20 protein-coding genes and 1 riboswitch are annotated in these 19,156 nt (G+C 29.1%); of the genes, 3 read left to right on the top strand and 17 right to left on the bottom strand.

What is annotated here, in order from left to right; translation table 11 throughout:
• Positions 1-97 precede the first annotated feature (97 nt).
• Positions 98-204: riboswitch (SAM riboswitch) on the bottom strand.
• A gap of 75 nt (positions 205-279) precedes the next feature.
• The 6 genes from KQI16_RS03395 to KQI16_RS03420 form a co-directional block, all read right to left on the bottom strand.
• A complete protein-coding gene (locus KQI16_RS03395) occupies positions 280-858 on the bottom strand; it encodes a 5-formyltetrahydrofolate cyclo-ligase (RefSeq protein ID WP_216432226.1) in 579 nt (192 codons plus the stop codon).
• A gap of 4 nt (positions 859-862) precedes the next feature.
• Positions 863-1,447: a helix-turn-helix domain-containing protein gene (locus KQI16_RS03400; protein ID WP_216432228.1), complete on the bottom strand. Its 585-nt coding sequence runs from the start codon at positions 1,445-1,447 to the stop codon at positions 863-865.
• A gap of 121 nt (positions 1,448-1,568) precedes the next feature.
• Complete coding sequence (locus KQI16_RS13285) at positions 1,569-1,697, bottom strand: DUF4003 family protein (protein WP_216432229.1); 129 nt, start codon at positions 1,695-1,697, stop codon at positions 1,569-1,571.
• A 95-nt stretch (positions 1,698-1,792) separates the two neighbouring features.
• Entirely contained in the window at positions 1,793-2,803 is a 1,011-nt protein-coding gene (locus KQI16_RS03410) for a homoserine dehydrogenase (RefSeq protein WP_216432231.1), read from the bottom strand.
• A gap of 100 nt (positions 2,804-2,903) precedes the next feature.
• Complete coding sequence (locus KQI16_RS03415) at positions 2,904-4,559, bottom strand: PTS transporter subunit EIIC (RefSeq protein ID WP_216432232.1); 1,656 nt, start codon at positions 4,557-4,559, stop codon at positions 2,904-2,906.
• 332 nt (positions 4,560-4,891) lie between these two features.
• The gene (locus tag KQI16_RS03420) at positions 4,892-5,089 is read right to left on the bottom strand and encodes a PadR family transcriptional regulator (RefSeq protein ID WP_216432258.1); all 198 of its coding nucleotides are present in this window, start codon (positions 5,087-5,089) and stop codon (positions 4,892-4,894) included.
• A gap of 99 nt (positions 5,090-5,188) precedes the next feature.
• Between KQI16_RS03420 and KQI16_RS03425 the strand changes: the two genes are divergently transcribed.
• Positions 5,189-5,935 (top strand): NAD-dependent protein deacylase, encoded by a 747-nt coding sequence (locus tag KQI16_RS03425; RefSeq protein WP_216432234.1) that lies wholly within the window; start codon positions 5,189-5,191, stop codon positions 5,933-5,935.
• 304 nt (positions 5,936-6,239) lie between these two features.
• Here KQI16_RS03425 and KQI16_RS03430 read toward each other — a convergent pair whose 3' ends face one another.
• From KQI16_RS03430 to KQI16_RS03455, 6 genes are all read right to left on the bottom strand, one after another.
• Positions 6,240-8,084, bottom strand: a complete 1,845-nt coding sequence (locus KQI16_RS03430) for a heavy metal translocating P-type ATPase (protein WP_216432235.1) — start codon at positions 8,082-8,084, stop codon at positions 6,240-6,242.
• 202 nt (positions 8,085-8,286) lie between these two features.
• Entirely contained in the window at positions 8,287-8,508 is a 222-nt protein-coding gene (locus tag KQI16_RS03435; protein ID WP_119864376.1) for a cation transporter, read from the bottom strand.
• A gap of 76 nt (positions 8,509-8,584) precedes the next feature.
• Positions 8,585-8,953 (bottom strand): ArsR/SmtB family transcription factor, encoded by a 369-nt coding sequence (locus tag KQI16_RS03440; RefSeq protein WP_216432237.1) that lies wholly within the window; start codon positions 8,951-8,953, stop codon positions 8,585-8,587.
• 159 nt (positions 8,954-9,112) lie between these two features.
• Positions 9,113-10,552 carry an Asp-tRNA(Asn)/Glu-tRNA(Gln) amidotransferase subunit GatB gene (gene gatB / locus KQI16_RS03445; RefSeq protein WP_216432239.1) on the bottom strand — a complete coding sequence of 480 codons (1,440 nt, stop codon included), beginning with the start codon at positions 10,550-10,552 and terminating at the stop codon, positions 9,113-9,115.
• Entirely contained in the window at positions 10,549-11,991 is a 1,443-nt protein-coding gene (gene gatA, locus KQI16_RS03450) for an Asp-tRNA(Asn)/Glu-tRNA(Gln) amidotransferase subunit GatA (protein ID WP_216432241.1), read from the bottom strand. The genes gatB and gatA overlap by 4 nt, the downstream gene beginning before the upstream one ends.
• Before the next feature lie 13 nt (positions 11,992-12,004).
• Entirely contained in the window at positions 12,005-12,289 is a 285-nt protein-coding gene (locus tag KQI16_RS03455) for an Asp-tRNA(Asn)/Glu-tRNA(Gln) amidotransferase subunit GatC (protein ID WP_164704063.1), read from the bottom strand.
• 175 nt (positions 12,290-12,464) lie between these two features.
• Between KQI16_RS03455 and KQI16_RS03460 the strand changes: the two genes are divergently transcribed.
• Entirely contained in the window at positions 12,465-13,001 is a 537-nt protein-coding gene (locus KQI16_RS03460; RefSeq protein WP_216432242.1) for a PH domain-containing protein, read from the top strand.
• Between the two features lie 2 nt (positions 13,002-13,003).
• Positions 13,004-14,488, top strand: a complete 1,485-nt coding sequence (locus KQI16_RS03465; protein ID WP_216432245.1) for a PH domain-containing protein — start codon at positions 13,004-13,006, stop codon at positions 14,486-14,488.
• A 26-nt stretch (positions 14,489-14,514) separates the two neighbouring features.
• Here the strand turns inward: KQI16_RS03465 and KQI16_RS03470 are convergent, their stop codons facing one another.
• The 5 genes from KQI16_RS03470 to KQI16_RS03490 form a co-directional block, all read right to left on the bottom strand.
• A complete protein-coding gene (locus tag KQI16_RS03470; protein ID WP_216432246.1) occupies positions 14,515-15,000 on the bottom strand; it encodes a hypothetical protein in 486 nt (161 codons plus the stop codon).
• A 144-nt stretch (positions 15,001-15,144) separates the two neighbouring features.
• Complete coding sequence (locus tag KQI16_RS03475; protein WP_216432248.1) at positions 15,145-16,299, bottom strand: amidase domain-containing protein; 1,155 nt, start codon at positions 16,297-16,299, stop codon at positions 15,145-15,147.
• A gap of 262 nt (positions 16,300-16,561) precedes the next feature.
• Positions 16,562-17,161: a nitroreductase family protein gene (locus tag KQI16_RS03480; protein WP_216432250.1), complete on the bottom strand. Its 600-nt coding sequence runs from the start codon at positions 17,159-17,161 to the stop codon at positions 16,562-16,564.
• Between the two features lie 44 nt (positions 17,162-17,205).
• A complete protein-coding gene (locus tag KQI16_RS03485) occupies positions 17,206-17,628 on the bottom strand; it encodes a MarR family winged helix-turn-helix transcriptional regulator (RefSeq protein ID WP_216432252.1) in 423 nt (140 codons plus the stop codon).
• Positions 17,629-17,738: 110 nt separating this feature from the next.
• Complete coding sequence (locus KQI16_RS03490) at positions 17,739-18,668, bottom strand: alpha/beta fold hydrolase (protein ID WP_216432254.1); 930 nt, start codon at positions 18,666-18,668, stop codon at positions 17,739-17,741.
• Positions 18,669-19,156 lie beyond the last annotated feature (488 nt).

A 19,156-nucleotide genomic window follows, 5' to 3' on the forward strand; every position in this document is an offset into this window, starting at 1 on the left:
CTTTTTATATACTCATTGCTAAATTTATAAATAAAAAAGGTTGCTTCTTAATAAGAAACAACCTATAAATAACAAAATCACTGTATAAAACTAATATACTTTATCTTTCAGATCTAATAATCTGCTGGATTTAGCACCACACTAAAGCTGTTAGTAGGTTGCCAGGTTTCACAGGGCCAGTCCCTCCACCATTCTTAATAAAGCCTTCTTTCTATTTAATTATTTATTTTATATAATATACTAAAACTTCTAAATGTGCAATAATATTTTTATACTTTTTTATATTCTACTTATAACTTCCTTATCTGTTATTATAAGATCCATCTTTATATCATGTTCTTCACTTTCTATTTTATCTATAATTTGAAAATCATAGGCTAATACAACTTTATTATTTTTATATGCAATATCCTCTAAGTATCTATCATAATATCCTCCACCATAGCCTATTCTATTAAATTCTCTATCAAAAACTGTTCCTGGAACAATTATTAAATCAATATCTTCTTTTTTTACAACAATACTATCATCAATTGGTTCGAGGATACCCATATAATTTTCCTTTAATTCTCTAAGACTATCAATAAATATTGCATGCATTGTTTTTGTTTCTCTATAAGTTTTGGGAACTGCTATATTTTTTTTATCTTTAAAAGCTCTTTTAATAAGCTTTATTGTATTTATTTCATCTCCAAAGCTTATGTAGGTAAATATATTTCTTGCATTCTTATATAAATTAGTTTCAAATAGTTTTTCTAAAATAATATTGTCTTTAAGTTCTTTTTCTTCTGCTTTCATTTTTGATCTTTTCATTAGCACTTCTTTTCTAATATTTCTTTTGTATTCCTTTGTGTTCATATTTTTATCCCTTCCTCTTTGTTCGTAAATATAACTGAAAAATACTATCTAAAACAAATCCTAATAAGGGTCCTATTATAATATACGAACTGTTATCTGTAATAAAATAAATAATCATACCTATAGTAGGGCCGATAAACATTAATTCACTAATGGCACCCTTATCTCCATCAACATCTTCTTCATCTTCTTCCTCAGCTTCTACAAAATTATTATCTTCTTTACTATCTAGCCTAAACATATTTATAATTTTTTTATAGAATTTTTCTTTTTCATGACCTTCTTCATAAGTATTATTTATAGTATCTTCTTTTCTTTGATATTCTTTATCTTCTTGACTATCATTCTTTTTTTCTTCTGTTTTTTTATCTTCTATATTTCTCTTAAGTTCTATATTATCTTTAACAAGTTCATCTACTGTAACGCTAAATATATCTGATAAAATAATAATCTTGTCTAACTCAGGAAAGCTTTGTCCTGATTCCCACTTTGAAACAGCTTGTCTTGATACATTTAACTTCTCAGCAAGGCCTTCTTGAGAAAGCCTTTTTTCTTTTCTTAATATCTGCAGCTTTTCTGAAAAATTCATATTTATCACCTCAAGTATATTCTAAAAGATATATAAAAAATTAAAACCAACCAGCACTTGCAATTTGTCAACTGGCAGTTGCATCCTTGTAAACACTAGGATGATGCACTTGAAGCTGCTGCTATATATTTAATAACTTATTTATTTTTAAATCAATGTCACCTTCTGTTAAAGTTAGCACATGGCTTACTGATTGTACTGAATTACTTGATATAAAATGCTTTTTTAATTTTTTATAGGCATATTCCATAATGAAAGTTTAGTTGACTCTGCAAGTTTTGCCACTCCCTTAAAATATGAAAAAATACCTGTATTTTTATTAATAAAATAGTATTGATAAATTTATTATCTAATAATACCCATATTTACAATATCTCTTAATACTGAAGCAGCTGCATTTCTTGTTCCAGAAGCTCCTCCAGCTATTAGTATTTCTCCTAAGGTATCTGTATAATAACATATTCCTTTATCTTTACCATCTATAAAATATAATTTATGATTTTTATCTATAAATTCTAATTTAACCTTAGCTTCTATCTTATTATTTTTCTTAATTATTGTCCCTATTAATTTAGGCCTATTTCCTTTTAATTTTTCTTCTAGTATCCTTTCTCTAGTAATCTTAGTTATTCCTTCTATTTCTATATCTTCTAAAGTTAAATTTGTATCTAATAAAGCATTTGAGATTATTAACATTTTTGAAGCTGTATCATAGCCTTCAACATCATAACTATAATTTTTCTCTGCTATTTTTTCTTCTATTGCTTTCTCTAAAGCTATTTTATAATTTAAATTATTTTCATACATTTCTGTAAGAATATAATTGCTTGTTCCATTTAAAATTCCTTCAATTTTTAATACTTCTGCTCCTGCAATGTCATATGTCCCAGCATTTAAAGTTGGCAAAGCTCCGCCTGTTGTACATCCAATTAAAAGTTTTACATTATTTTTATAAGCTATTTCCTTCAATTCCTTATATTTTAAAACAATAGGGCCTTTATTTCCTGTAACTATATTTATTTTATTTTCTAAAGCTTTTTTTATATGACTTAGACCAGGCTCTCCATTTTCTAAATTTGTATTGGTTAGCTCAACCAAGGTATCTACATCTTTATTTTTAATTATAGTTTCAATATTGATACCTTCTCTAAATTTACTATGATAATTAAGCTTGTCACCAAGGCTTATAATTTCTTTTAAATTTATTCCTTCCTCTACATATATTCCGCCACTGCTTCTTATTATATATTTTACTTTTATTTTAAAACCAAGCTTTTCTAAATAATTTTCTTTATCTAATAATAAACTTATAAATTCCTTAGCAACTCCGCCATATTCTATTAACCCAATATCCATTAAAATTACCTCAATCTAATTTAATTTTATAATATTATTTTTATTATATCATAATAAAAAAAGACGGATTCAAAACTTGAATCCACCTTTTATTAATATACTAGTCAATTCCTAATATTCCTTTAATTTCGTTCTTGTAAGCATCTGCTTTTGCACCAAAGATCGCTTGAACTCCGTTACCAACTTCAACAACTCCTGATGCTCCTAAAGCTTTAAGTTTAGCCTTATCAACAATTCCCTTGTCTTTAACTTCAACTCTTAATCTTGTTATGCAAGCATCAACACTTACTATATTGTCTGCTCCACCTAAAGCAGCTAATACTTCTGGAGCATTTTCCTTAATTTCATCTGATTTACCTGCTTCTTTTTTAGCATTGTAATCAGCTTTAGTATATAACTTAGTTTCAGCTTCATCTTCTTCTTTACCTGGAGTCTTTAAGTTGAACTTCTTGATTAAGAATGAGAATAAGAAGTAGTAAACTACTGCATATACTAGACCAACTAATATTAGTCTTAACCAGTTAGTTGGAACTCCTGCTCCTGCTGGTAGTAAACCGAATAATGCGAAGTCAATAACCCCACCAGAGAATGTCATACCAATGAATACATTTAGTAAATCCATTAACATAAATGATAAACCTGCTAGTAAGCAGTGAACTCCATATAATGCTGGTGCAACGAATAAGAATGTAAATTCAATTGGTTCAGTAATACCAGTTAAAGCTGCTGTAAATGCTGCTGATGCTAGTAATGATCCAACAACCTTTTTCTTGCTTGGTTTAGCTTGCTTGTACATTGCATATGCTGCAGCTGGTAAACCAAACATCATGAATGGGAATTTACCTGTCATAAATCTAGTTGTTCCTGAAACTATTCTTGACATTGTTTCTGCATCTGCTCCAACTAGGCTAGTCATGTTAGATAATTGAGTGAAGTATGCTGTGTTAGCTCCTGCAATTGTTTCCCATGCGCCATTTACTAATACGTCTGCATTAACGAATGAACCATACCAGAATGGTGTATAGAATACGTGGTGTAATCCAAATGGAATTAATGCTCTTTCTATTACTCCGAATAAGAATGTTCCTGCTGGACCAGCATTTTTAACAACTTCAGAAAGTGCTGAAATACCGTTTTGTACTACTGGCCATACGAATGCTAATATAGCTCCAACTACTGCCATTGCTAATGAAGTAACTATTGGTACAAATCTTGAACCTGCAAAGAAACCTAAAGCTGGTGGTAATTGAATTGTATGATATTTATTGTGTAATATACCTGTTATAATACCTGTTATAATACCACCAAATACTGACATATTTAATGTGAATATACCAACATTTGTAGTAACATAAGTAGCATAATCTCCAACGTTATCTGGAGTTACAACGCCTAATTGAGTTAATCCTAAAACAAGCATTGTAGAAATAACTTTGTTCATTACTATGAAACCAAATACTGATGCAAGTGCTGCTGTTCCCTTATCTTTGTTAGCTAAACCTACTGCAACACCTACTGCGAATAATATTGGTAAGTTACCAAATATTATATCCCCAACGTCTTTCATTATAGTTAAAAGTGCTGTAACAAATGGAATATTAACAAAAGCCATTAATGGTTGATAAACTGCTGGTGCATTTTCTAAGCCTGCAATACCAAGTAAGGCACCACCTACTCCTAGTAAAATACCTGCGATAGGTAAAGCTGCTATTGGAAGCATGATGGCTTTACCAATTTTTTGTAAAATTTGTAGCATTAATAATACCTCCCTAAAATATTTATATTAATTTTGTAGTCCGTTACTAGTTTGCTCATTTTATGATTTAGTATGAATAATATCGTAAAAAATAAAAAAAGAACTAAAACCTATAGATAGTATAGCTCGAGTACATAGTACTCTAGTACTATCTATAATTCTTTTAGTCCTTGCCTGCATTACCAGTAACACACTACTTATTTATTTGTTGATTTAATATTATCATAGCTTGTTCCCTTTGTAAAGGTTTTTTTGAATATTTTTTTGATATTTTTTATTTTTTTATTTCTCCTTATTTAATTATATTACTCAAACCCTTTTGTATTCCATATTTAAAGCCTTGCTTCACATAGCTTTAAATATACAGTTTCCCCTAGGACACTTAACTTGTAATATTTTCTTGGTTTAGTTCCGTCTGTATCCCAAAGGCTTTCTAATATTCCCTGTTTCTCAAGTCTTCTTAATAGTGGATATAAGGTATTTGCTTCTAGATCAGATATTAATATTTTATGCTGCCTTAGGAATAATATTTTATAGACATATTTTTATATCTGATAAATTATGTAATAATAAATATAAAATAACCTATATAGATGCAGTTTAGTTAATATAGCTTGGAGGGGCTTATAATGAATTATAAAAAATTATATGAAATAATAGATAATAGTAATAATATTGTATTCTTTGGAGGGGCTGGAGTTAGTACTGAATCTGGTATTCCTGACTTCAGAAGTGCAAAAGGTATTTTTAATGAAAAATTAAATAAAAATTTTTCTCCAGAAGAAATAGTTTCCCATAGCTTCTTTTATAGAAATCCTGAAGAGTTTTTTAAATTTTACAAGGAAAAATTAATTTATAGAGAGGCAGAACCAAATAATGCACATTATGCTTTAGTAAAACTAGAAGAAATGGGAAAGCTTAAAGGAGTTATTACCCAGAATATTGATGGTCTTCATCAGATGGCTGGAAGCAAAAAAGTATTAGAACTTCATGGATCAATTCATAGAAATTACTGTACATCATGCAGGGAATTCTATGACTTAGAGGGATTTTTAGAGCTAGAAGGCCCTATTCCAAAATGTAAGAAATGTGGGGCTATAGTTAAACCAGATGTTGTTTTATACGAAGAAGACCTTGATGATAATATAATTAATGAAAGCATTAAATTAATCTCAAGCTGCGATACTTTAATTATTGGAGGAACTTCCCTTGTTGTATATCCAGCTGCTGGATTTATTAGATACTTTAGAGGTAAGAATTTAATTTTAATCAACAAATCTAAAACTCAATTTGACAGCGAAGCTGATATAGTAATACATGATTCTATTGGTAAAGTTCTTTCAGAAACAATTAAGCAATTAACAGGCAACGATTAACAATTAACGAGTAGAAATTAACAATTAAAGGGAAAATGAAGATTTCAGGTTTCAGGGTTAATTCAGTGTGGAGGAAGATTCAGTGTGGAGTTTGGAGTGTGGAGTTTGGAGCGTGGAGGACTGAGTTTAGTTTTCAGGGTTCAAGTTTCAGTTTATATGGTTAGCAGTTAGAAGACAATAGTACAGTGTAGTTTATTAATTTTAATAAAAAAGCTAATAGACTGTTGATTTTTTATCAACAGTCTATTTTTATTTCATAAATTATATTCTTCTCAAGTATTTTTTTGTATTTCAAGTAATCTTATTATAAATTCTTAACATTTAATGCTCTAAAAGAATTTAATATTGCCAAAATTGTTACTCCTACATCTGCAAAAATTGCTGCCCACATTGTAGTTAGTCCAAAGGCACTTAATATAAGAACTAATACCTTTATTCCAATTGCAAAAGCTATATTTTGATATGCTATATTTTTAGTCTTCTTAGAAATCCTTATAGCAGTAGCAATTTTAGATGGTTCATCTGTCATTATTACTATATCTGCTGCTTCTATTGCTGCATCTGAACCTAAAGCCCCCATTGCTATTCCAATATCTGCCCTGGCTAATACTGGAGCATCATTAATTCCATCCCCAACAAAAGCTAATTTACCCTTTTCAGATTTTTTTGAGAATAACTCTTCTAACTTATCAACCTTATCTCCTGGTAATAATTCTGAATATACCTTATCTAATCCAAGATCCTTAGCAACCTTTACTGCGACACTTTTACTGTCTCCAGTTAACATTATTGTTTCTTTAATATTAGATGCCTTTAATTCTTTAATTGCTTTAACTGAATCTTCCTTAATTTCATCCGAAATAACAATGTATCCAGCATATTTATCATCAACTGCAACATGTACAACAGTTCCAATTACTTCTCCTTCATAATAAGGAATATTCATTTTTTTCATAAGCTTAATATTTCCAGCTGCAACCCTTTTTCCATTAACTAAAGCAGTAACACCATGACCTGGTATTTCTTCAATATCAGAAATAATACTATTATCTATTTCTTTAGCATAAGCTCTTTTTAATGATTGTGATATAGGATGGTTAGAATAACTTTCTGCATGAACAGTCAATTCTAATAGCTCATCTTTCGATATTCCTTCTGAATGTATTTCCTGAACATTAAATACTCCTTTAGTTAAGGTTCCTGTTTTATCAAAGACTACTATTTCTGTTTCTGCTAATGCCTCTAAATAGTTACTTCCCTTAACTAAAACACCTCTTTTTGAAGCCCCTCCTATTCCACCAAAGAAGGTTAATGGAATAGATATTACTAAAGCACAAGGACAGGATACTACTAAAAAGGATAAAGCCCTATATAACCAATCTGAAAAACTTGCATCCTTAATAAGAAGAGCTGGTAGAAAAGCTAAAAGAACTGCAACAATTACAACTATTGGTGTATAATATTTTGCAAATTTAGTTATAAATTTTTCTGAATTAGACTTTTTGCTGCTTGCATTTTCAACTAAATCAAGAATCTTACTAACTGTAGATTCATCATATTCCTTTGTAACTTCTACTGTAATAACTCCATTTATATTAATGCATCCGCTTAATATTTCACTTCCTACTCCTATTTCACGAGGAACAGATTCTCCAGTAAGGGCTGATGTATCAACCATTGAATTTCCATCAATGACCTTTCCATCAAGAGGAACTCTTTCTCCTGCCTTAATTACAATAATATCTCCAACTTCTACTTCATCTGGATCTACTTTTATAAGTTCTTCTCCTCTTTTTACATTTGCATAGTCAGGTCTTATATCCATAAGGTCTGCAATTGACTTTCTTGATTTATTAACAGCATAGCTTTGAAAATATTCACCAATTTGGTAGAAAAGCATAACTGCAACACCTTCAGGATATTCTCCAATTAGAAAGGCCCCTATAGTAGCAAGCCCCATTAAGAAACTTTCATCAAAAACCTTTGCTTTTCCAATATTTTTAAAAGCTTTTTTAAGAACATCTCCACCTACAATAATATAGGTTATTAAATACAAAGCAAAATTTAACCATTCATTATTTAAATTTATAACTGCTGCAAATATATATAAGATAGCAGCTATTATTATTTTCCTAAGTCGCTTTTTCAAAATAATCCCTCCTTATATAATGCACTAACAGCATTTAATACAAAGTAACCATAATTATCTTAATTTATATAAGTCATAATTTTTCTTAATTATTCTATAAACTTTATATTTATACTAATATGAACAATTGAATATTCATTCATATATTTTGCTAAAAAATATATATGATTTATTTTTTATTTTATTTTTATATAAATGCTAATTAAGCCTTTTTCATAACAGTATCTGGTTCAAGATCTCTGATTATTTTTTCTGCTGCCTTTATTATTTCAGGCATTTTTTCATCTTCAGCTTCAATTACAAGCTTAGTTGTCATAAAATTAACTGTGGCTTCCTTTACTCCATCAAGCTTATTAATAGCAGCTTCCATTTTTGCTGCACAATTTGCACATTCTAAACCTTCTAATCTAAATTTCTTTTTCATAATCTCAGCCTCCAAATTATCTCTTTAAAATTATAATTTATTTTATGTTTCTAAATTAAATCCTCTAACTTATTTATTACTTTTCATTTATATGATTTAATCCTTGGTCAAAAATACTCTTTACATGGTCGTCATCTAAAGAATAATATACTACCTTACCCTCTCTTCTGTTTTTTACTAATTTAGCTTGCTTTAAAACTCTTAGCTGATGCGAAATTGCTGATTGTGTCATATCCAATAGGGCTGCAATATCACAAACACACATCTCAGCTTCAAATAAGGCACATAATATTTTAATTCTAGTTGAATCTCCAAATACTTTAAATAATTCTGCTAAATCATAAAGAGTTTCTTCCTCTGGCATTTTTCCTCTTACATCTTTAACAACATCCTCATGGATTATATCACAATTACACTTTTCAATAGGTGTCAAATTTTTACTCACTTTATCACCTCTTTTGCATACTTACATGAACATTTGAGTATTCATTCATATGTTATACTTTCATTATATGCTAGTCTCCTAAAATGTCAACAGTTATATGAGCAATCATTCATTTATCTGGATAACTTCTGTAAAAAAATGTAACGGGGTCAGCCCCCATTACATTAGCATTTCATCTAAAATTTCATTTATTACCTTTGGATTTGCCTTTTTTTCCGTAGCTTTTATTATCATTCCTACTAAAAAGCCTTTAACCTGTTTCTTTCCATTTTTATATTCTTCAACTACCTTTTCATTTTCCTTTAAGACTTTTTCCACAATAGGTTTAATTTTTTCAACAGAATTTTCTTGAATTAATCCCCTTTTCTTAATTATTACTTCTGGATTTTCATCCGATAAATTATTTACCATTTCTTCTAATACTTCTTTTGCAGCACTATTATTTATTTTTCCGCTTTCAACAAATTTAAGAAGCTTAGACATTCTATCTGGCCTTACTGGAAATTTATCTATAGTAAGCTTATTTTCATTTATTAATCTTGAAATATCTGAAAGCAGCCAATTTGATGCTATTTTGGCATTAACTCCTTTATTAACTAACTCTTCATAATACTTAGCAAGACTACTATCACCAACTATAATTTCTATTTCCTTTTCATTTAGTTTATAAAGATTTTTAAATCTTTCCCTCTTTTCATTAGGTAATTCAGGAATACTTTCTTTGGCTTTTTCTATAATTTCATTCCTTATAAGGATAGGCAGAAGGTCTGGTTCCTTAAAGTATCTATAATCATTTATGTCTTCCTTAGTTCTCATAGATACAGTTTCTCCCTTAGAGCTATCAAATCTTCTAGTTTCTTGAATTATCTTATGGCCTTCTCCTAAAGCATATAATTTTCTTTGTCTTTCCTCTTCCTGCTCTATTGCTCTTTGAAGCTCCTTAAAGGAATTTAAGTTTTTTATTTCTACCTTAGTATTTAATTTACTACTACCTTTTTCCCTTAAAGAAATATTCACATCACACCTTAAAGATCCTTCCTCCATTTTACAATCTGATATATCACAATACTCTAAAATTTCCTTTAAGGCCTTTAAAAAAGCCACAGCTTCTTCAGCAGATCTTAAGTCCGGCTCAGTAACTATTTCAATTAAAGGAATTCCTGCCCTATTATAATCTATTAAACTATAAGCTTCATTTTCTGAATGAATTAACTTACCAGCATCTTCTTCTATATGAATTCTATTTAATCTTACTTTCTTTATTTTCTCCTTACTGTTTATTTCTATATAACCATCTTTGCATATAGGCAGATTAAACTGAGAAATTTGATAAGCCTTAGGTAAATCTGGATAAAAATAATTTTTCCTATCCATTTTACTTATTTGATTTATTTTACATTTTAAAGCTATTCCTGCTTTTACTGCTAAATTAATTACTTCTTCATTTACTACAGGTAAAGTTCCTGGAAGGCCTAAACACACTGGACAAGTATTTTCGTTTGGTCTTGAACCAAATTTTGTTGAGCAGCTACAAAAAATTTTTGTTTTTGTTTTAAGCTCCGCATGAATTTCAAGACCAACTATAGTTTCATATTTCATACTTTAGCACCTCCCAAAAATGCTTCTGCTGCTCTTAATATTTTTCTTTCACTAAAATGATCTCCTATTATTTGAATTCCAATAGGCAAGCCATTAGTACTCTTACCACAAGGTATTGAAATTGCTGGCAAACCTGCTAAATTAACATTACTCGTATAGACATCTCCAAAATTCATCTCTAATGAATTTGATTTTTTCTCTCCTATTTTAGAAGGAAAATCTAAAGTAACTGGACTTAATATTAAATCATATCCTTCAAAAACCTTTTTAAATTCCCTGCTTAAATTTTCCCTAAACTTTAAGGCCTTTTTATAATAATCTTCATAGTAACTTGAAGAAAGAACAAGAGTACCAAACATTATTCTTCTTTTTACTTCCTCTCCAAAGGCTTCACTTCTACTCTTCACCATAAGTTCATAGACATCTTTAAATTCTTTAGTTCTATAACCATATCTTATTCCATCATATCTTCCTAAATTAGAGCTTGCTTCTGCTGAAGAAATAATATAATAGGATGAAAGTCCCCTATTAAAAACTGATAATGGTATGTATTCCACCTCTGCCCCTAATTCCTTAAACTTTTTAGCACTTTCTTCTATGGCATTTTTTATTTCAACATTTATATCTTGACTTAATAATTCTTCTGGAAGGACTATTTTCATTCCTCTTACTCCTGCATCTATTCCTTCTAAATAACTAATTGTTTCCTGACTTTTAGAGCTAGTATTATCTTTAGGATCATAACCTGCAACAACATCTAAACATAAAGCACAGTCTTTTACGCTTTTTGTAATTGGTCCTATTTGATCTAAGGAAGAAGCAAAAGATACAAGGCCAAACCTTGAAACTAATCCATAAGTCGGTTTTAAGCCTATAACCCCACAAAAGGCTGCTGGCTGTCTTATAGAACCTCCAGTATCTGACCCTAAGCTTAATACTGCAATTCCTGATGCAACTGCTGCAGCTGATCCCCCTGAAGAACCTCCTGGAACTCTCTCTAAATCATGAGGATTCTTTGTTATCTTAAAGGCGGAATTTTCTGTAGACCCCCCCATTGAAAATTCATCCATATTTGTTTTTCCTATTATTATTGCATCTTCTTCTTTTAATTTTTTTATAACACTTGCATTATAAGGAGGAATAAAATCTTCCAACATTTTTGAAGCACAAGTTGTTTTAATTTCATCTGTACATATATTATCTTTTATAGCTATAGGTACTCCTGCCAGCTTTCCTAAAATTTTTTTATTTTTAACTTTTTCATCTACTTTTCTAGCATCTTCAAGGGCCCTTTCTTCACATAAAGTCAAATAGGCATTGATATCCTTATCTACTACCTTTATTCTCTTATATAATTTTTTAACTAGTTCTTCACAACTAAAGTCTCCCCTTATTATTCCTTCTCTTATCTCAAGCGCAGTTAATTTTTCTATTTCCACTATATCTCCCTCCTTACTCTATAAGCTTTGGAACTTCAATATTTTCTTCTCTCATAGATTTTGTATTTCTAAAGAGCTTCTTCTTATCCTTAAAGACTTCTATTTCATCTTTTCTAAATTCACTATTAACTCTATCAAAATTATCTAAATTTATATCTTCTAAATTTAAACTATCATTTGTATCAAAATTATTTAATATCTTTTCAAAATCCCTAGTCATTTTTTCAAGTTCATCTTCCTTAAAGATTAATTTTGCACAACTTGATATTTTTTTAATTTCATCTATTGTAATCTTCATTTCTCACACCCCTAAAATCTTTTAAAATATTATTCTTTCATGTTAATTTTTAACTTATCCTATTGCTTATGATATTTATTTATAGTAGAATTTAATTACTATTTTTTGCAAAACATCAACTAATTTCTACAATATTCTGAACTAAATTTATTATTTATTTGAAAGGATGAAACTGATGGAAGAATATAAAAAACTTAGTCCCAAAGCAAAAACTTCTTGGTTTATCGCCAGAATACTTTTCACTTTAATTCTTTTTCTTGTTTCAATAACTTCTTATTTTTTCTTTAAAAACAAAATATCCTCCTCTTTTTTAAAAATAAGTTTAATTATATCTTCTGTATTATTAATTTTATTACTTCTTAATGCTCTTATCTACCCTTGGTATGAATACAAGCAATGGAAGTATATGATTAGTGAAGATGATATTAGATTTTCTGAAGGTATATTTTTTACTAAAAATTTTATAATTCCTATTATAAGATTGCAGGAAATTAGGCTAAATCAAGGCCCTATAAATAAGAAGTTAAATCTATATGATGTTATTATAAGTACCTCTAATATATCTCATAAAATTCCTAACTTAGAAGAAAGTGAAGCTTTAAAAATATCAGAGTTTTTATCAAAGAAAATAAAAGAAAAGGTTAATAAGGAAATTTTAGAAGAGATAAACTCCAAAGAAAATATCATTAACTTAAATGAAACAGGTGAATAATCATGAATAGAATTAGAAATTCTAAAGTCTTTATAATAAAAGATGCCTTAAAAACTTTAAAAAATACTTTCTTTATTTTCTTAGCAGCACTGATTGATATGAAATTTTATGATCTATTAATTATTTTAGCTATTTTAAGTATCATACTAATTAAGAGCTTTATTGTATGGAAAAACTATTATATTTCTATTTTAGAAGATAGATTTATAATTGACCAGGGAGCTTTTTATAAGAAAAAAACAGAAATTTTTTATGATAAAATTCATACTATGGATGTCAAAAAAGATCTTTTTTGCAGGCTTTTTGATGTTGTCGAACTCAAAATAGATAATGGAAGTACAGAACTAGGTAAGGCTGAAATATCTATTATACTGGGCGAAGATAAGATAAATAATTTTGTAGAAGTAGTTGAAAGCAGAAAAAATAATACTAATATAATTGATAATATCAATGAACCATTGAAAGATGATAAAAAGCCTAAGGACACTAATTATCAAATAAGAAAAATAACAACTAAGGAGCTTATATTAAGTGCTCTTCTAAGACCTAATCTAGGAACCTTAATAATCGTAAGCACTTTCTTCTTTAATATAGGCGAAATATTAGAAGCCTTTAATTCTAATATCTTTATTCAGCTTGAAAGCATATTTAATAAATACATGGCTCAATTAGAATTATGGACTGCTATTTTATTGGGTACTATTTCTATACTGATTTTTAATTTTATTCTAGATATTATAATTTCCTTAATAAGATATAGCAGTTTTACTCTTAGTGCCAACAAAGAAAATATAAAAATATCCTATGGCTTTATCACCTTAAAAGAATACACAATACCAATAAATAAGATTAAAGCTGTTATTTTAAAACAAAGTTTTTTTCAAAAGCTTTTTGGTTATTATAGGGTTGAAATTAGAAACATGGGCTATGGGGATGAAAAAAATGAAATAGCTATTTTATTTCCTATATGCGATAAAGCTTTTATAGAGGAAACATTATTTAGACTTCTTCCTAGCTTTAAGTTTGAGGAAAAAGAATTAAATTTAAAAGAAGGAAAGGAATTTAATAAAATTTCAATAATCTATAGTTTTATTATAATGTTAGCAATTGCCTTAATATCTTTATTAGTCTTCTCTATATTTAAACTTATTGAATTTAAAATTTCCTTAATGATATTCTTAGCTTTAATATTATTATCTTTAATAGTTTGTTTTATTACTTATATGCAATATAAGAGATATAAACTTATTATTAATAAAAATACTATTGTTTATTGTAAGGATTTAATAAATAAAAATATATTTATCATTCCAACTAAATCTATTGAATATATAAATCTAAAACAAGGACCTATAAAGAAAAAATACAAACATTATTCCCTTTACCTTGATTTAGGTATAGGCTTAGCAAGAGGAAGCCTAATTGCTATTGAAAATATTAAAAAAGATTTTGCAGATAAAATTGATGCAGTAATTTATAAAGGCTAAAAGTGCTTTGCACTTTTAGCAATCTTTTATTGAATTTCTTCTAATTTATTTTTGTAATATTCCAAGTCTTTATCTACACTACCTTCTGTATATTCAGTATCAAAATCCTTATCTAATGCCTTAATTTGTTTTTTTATGCTAATAAGTTCTTCTAACTTAGCATTTTCATCTTCTTTTTCATTTTTTTCCTCTAATTCTTTCAATTTATTTTTATAATATTCTAAATCTTTATCAATATTGCCTTCTGTATATTGAGTATCAAATTCTTTATCTAAAGCTAATATTTGTTTCTTTATGCTTACCAATTCCTCTAATTTTTCATTTTCATCTTTATCGTTAGATGATAGTTCATTTTTTACTCCATTTTGATTAGTTTCACTAGAATTCTCATTTTGTTTACTTCCACATGAAACACTTATTCCTATAACTAATAGTATAACAAGTATACTTGCAATTCTTTTTCCCATCATACCTAAATTTAATGAATTCTTAAGTTTATTAATTCTTTTCATGTAAATTTCCTCCTTAACCCCTTTTTAAATCAGCCTATTATTACTAATTTACTATATTTTATCATATTAATGCTCTATTTTATATAACAAATTAATTTATTATTTTATGTATCAAATAAGCTATTGCCATATATCACTCTTTTTCTATTTAAAATATTGAGTTAAATGGATGTATCTCTTAACTCCTGGATAGGTCAATATTGGTCTATTAAAAACATCATAACTTCGTGCTGCCACTGTAAGAGTATATAAATCACCTGAACCTTTTATGTAAGGCTGTACTACTACTGGCGAATGAGTAAATATACCATCATCATTAAAATCTATCTGTATTACATCTCCAATTGTAACATTAAAAAAATCACTATCTACCCCATGAGGTCCTAAGCCATCATTATTAATTAAATAATCATATAAAAACATAACTCCAGTCCAAGAAGGGGAACGATTATTTAAACTATAGTAATACCATTGATACTTACCTTCACTATCCATAGGAGCACCACCAGCATGAATTACTTGTGATGTAAAATTAGTACAATCTCCTCCTAAGTTTGTAAAATCATAAAAGGCCTTATTAGGATTATTATAATGTTTAAAGGCATATTCCCTCATTGCAGTCCTATTAAAATCATAAGCCCTAAGCTCAGCTTTTTGGGAATTATATACTGAAATTATATTATCCGGATTTCCATTTAAACTGCTGCTATCCTGATCTATTGCTTTTTCTTCTCTTTTTATAAATTCATCAATATTTATAGCTTCATTTCTATTATTTTCATTATTAATTGCAAAATCCCAAATATCATTGGAAATACAGACCTTTATTAACCACTCATTATTTACCTTTTCTAACTCTACTGAATAATCTATAATTTCATTTGTTTCCTCATCTAAAAACTTATATTTATATTCCTTTTCAACTCTTAAATCAACATTGGCTTTATTTCCGTTAATATCAATATTTAAATAAGCATATTTATGCTTATAATCATCTACATATAAATCAAACTTATCATATCGTCTATTAATAATATATATCTTTTTAGATATAAACTGCTTAAAGCTTTCATCTGCTACATAATTTGATAAATCAACTTCTTCTCCTTTTAAAATTGCATCATCACATTTCTTTAAAAAATCCTCTGTTGTATTTTTTATGTTTTTTCTTTCAAATAGTAAACTGTTATTAGATAAGGTGAACATATTTGTAGAAGCACTCACCTTAATCATTATTCTGTCAAATAATAAAATTGTTAATAGCACTAATTCTAAACTAACAATAACTCTTTTCTTCATTTTTGCTACCTCTTTTAAATAAATCTTGTATATCTATTTAAAAGTATGTGCAAAAAATCATATTATATATCTCCATTTTTCCTTTATAATTTCAAAATTATTGTATAAAAAGAAAATACCTTATAGAAATATTTGTATTTAATCCCTCCTGAGCTTTAATTTATTTAATTATATTTTATAAGGGAATTTTTGTAAATAGATTGATAATATAAAAAGAAAAGCCATGATTTAAATAAATCATAGCCATCTTAGTATTTATATTTTATTTCTTAATTAATAATCTGTTTGAAAGATCCATATAATCTTTTTCCCCAGCTGCTGCTTCTATGCTTCCAAATGGCATTTGAGCTGTCATCTTCCAATTAGTTGGAATATCAAATTGCTTTTTAACTTCTTCTTCTATAAGTTCTGTATAATGTTGAAGAGAAGCTCCTATTCCTTCTACTGAAAATCCTGTCCATACTAAATATTGAAGTATTCCTGTTGCCTGTTCTGACCAAATTGGGAAGTTATTTTTATATAATTCAAATTTTCCTTGTAAAGTTTTTATTACATTTTGATCTTCGAAAAATACAACTGTACCATAACCTGCCTTAAAAGAATTTATCTTAGCTTCTGTTGATGAAAAATTCTCTGCAGGAACTACTTTTCTTAAAGCTTCCATTGTAATATCCCATAGCTTATCATGAGACTTACCTAACAAAAGTAATACTCTTCCGCTCTGAGAATTAAAAGCTGTTGGTGCATGTATTATTGCATGTTCCACAATACCTCTTATCTTATCCTCTGCTAAATCTACATTCTTACCTATTGAATATATACTTCTTCTTTCCTCTACCGCTGTAAAAAAATCCTTACTCATAATTATCTCTCCTTTTCATTGTTCTTAAAAAAGTTTCAAACTTATTATTTCAATATTTTTCTCATTTTAATCAAATTAGTAAGCAAACTTCTTTTACTCTCTTCATCCATCTCTGATAAAAGGTCATTTAAAAATTCTTTATGCTTTTTAAAAACCTTTAATATAAGTTCTTCTCCTTCCTTAGTTAAGGAAACATAAAATATTCTCTTGTCTTTTTCGCATTTTTTTCTTATAACTAAATTTTTGCTTTCTAATTTATTTATTACATAAGTTATAGTTCCGCTTGTAACCAATATCTTATCTGCTATTTTTTGAACTGGCTGAGGACCTTGATTATAAATAAATTCTAAAACACCAAACTCACTTAAATTTAGTCCATTTTCCTGAACATTTTTTTCAATTTTAGAAATAAGACCATTATAAGTCCTAACCATAGCTAATACTATGTTTAAATTTATGTCCTTCATGCAATCACCTTACAGTTATATTATCTCGATTTCAAGATAATTATACAATAAATATATCTTGATTTCAAGATGTATTTATAAAACAAAAAAAAGCAGGACCGAAGTCCTGCTTATACCTGGGAATATGAAGTTGTATGCTGGAATTCATCATAAAAAAGCAAAATATCTTTATATACATCCAACTTTTTCTCTTCGTTGAGTATCTCATGACGCATATGTTCATACAGTTTGCTGCTGATATTTGTATAGCCCAGCTCCGATAAAAAAGAGATTAGCTGTTCAAATCGCTTTCTTGATCGAATAACCGGGTCTTCCTCACCGGCAATGACAAGAATTGGCAAATGTGGGTTGCTTACATGCCAGTTTCTTTTCTCAAAAGCCGCTTTTTGCAGCCTCAAAAGGTTGATAAACCCATTTGTGGTAAAGATAAATCCACATTTCGGATCTTGGTTGTATTGTGCAACATTGGCTTGGTTTTCTGAGAGCCAGCCATTCGGAATCGAATTTCCGGCATTAAACTGCGAAAAGGCCATAGCATTCAACATTTTATTCGGAGCCTTTTCCTTAATGAAGGGTTTTGAAAGCCTGGCCAGAAGCAGACCAAGCCCCGCTGCCGCATTATAGGTCGGCGGACCGCACAGAACAACTTTGTCAATTTCCGAATCATATCTTTTCAGATAACCCCGGGCAACAAGCGTACCCATGCTGTGACTAAACAGAAATACAGGAAGGCCAGAATAGATATGTTTAATATACTTTGTAACGGTATGCAGATCCTCAATGATTGCCTGTTCATTCTCGGTATAGAAAAAGCCATAATCCTCTGCCTTTTCCACACTTCCACCATGTCCACGATGGTCATGAATAACACACACATATCCATGATCGGAAAGATAATTCATGAAGTCGTAGTATCTCTCCTTGTGTTCAGCCATACCATGGGAAAACTGAATAACGCCTTTGGGATTCCCCTCTGGCACAATCACTGCGATTTCCAGCCCCAGTCCGTCAAACTCAGAAAGTATTTTTTCGATTCTCATGTTGCCTCCTTTTCGTTATAAGAGCGAAGAAAAACATCCACTCGGATTTTGTTACCATATTATCAATCATTTTCAAAAACTTTCCACAGACACAGGGGGTAGGTTTGCCTAAAGACTATGACCGCATTTTCTCACAACGGTCAATGAGATGCTCCAAATCACCGCACTTTAATTCTAAAATCCGCCGAAACCGGGCCATAGCATTCGGGTTCATACCGGTTTCCAGCCAGCCCATGATCATACCGAAGCTGACACATTTCAGATAATCTACAACGGTGGTATAATCCTCAGATATTAATGCTAAAATAAAAATTAACAAGATTACAAATATAAAACTTAACAGAATTGCAAATGAAATAGTATAATTATCTCCGACGTAAGGAGGTAATTAGCATGATAGAAACAATAAAGGCAGAACTGAACATTTTGAGGTGCTTAAATATGAAACCAAACTATAGTGACTTAGCAAGAAAATATGGAGTTTCAAG

Origin of the sequence: Caproiciproducens sp. MSJ-32 (assembly GCF_018918055.1) — a bacterium.
Classification (GTDB): Bacteria; Bacillota; Clostridia; order Clostridiales; family Clostridiaceae; genus Clostridium.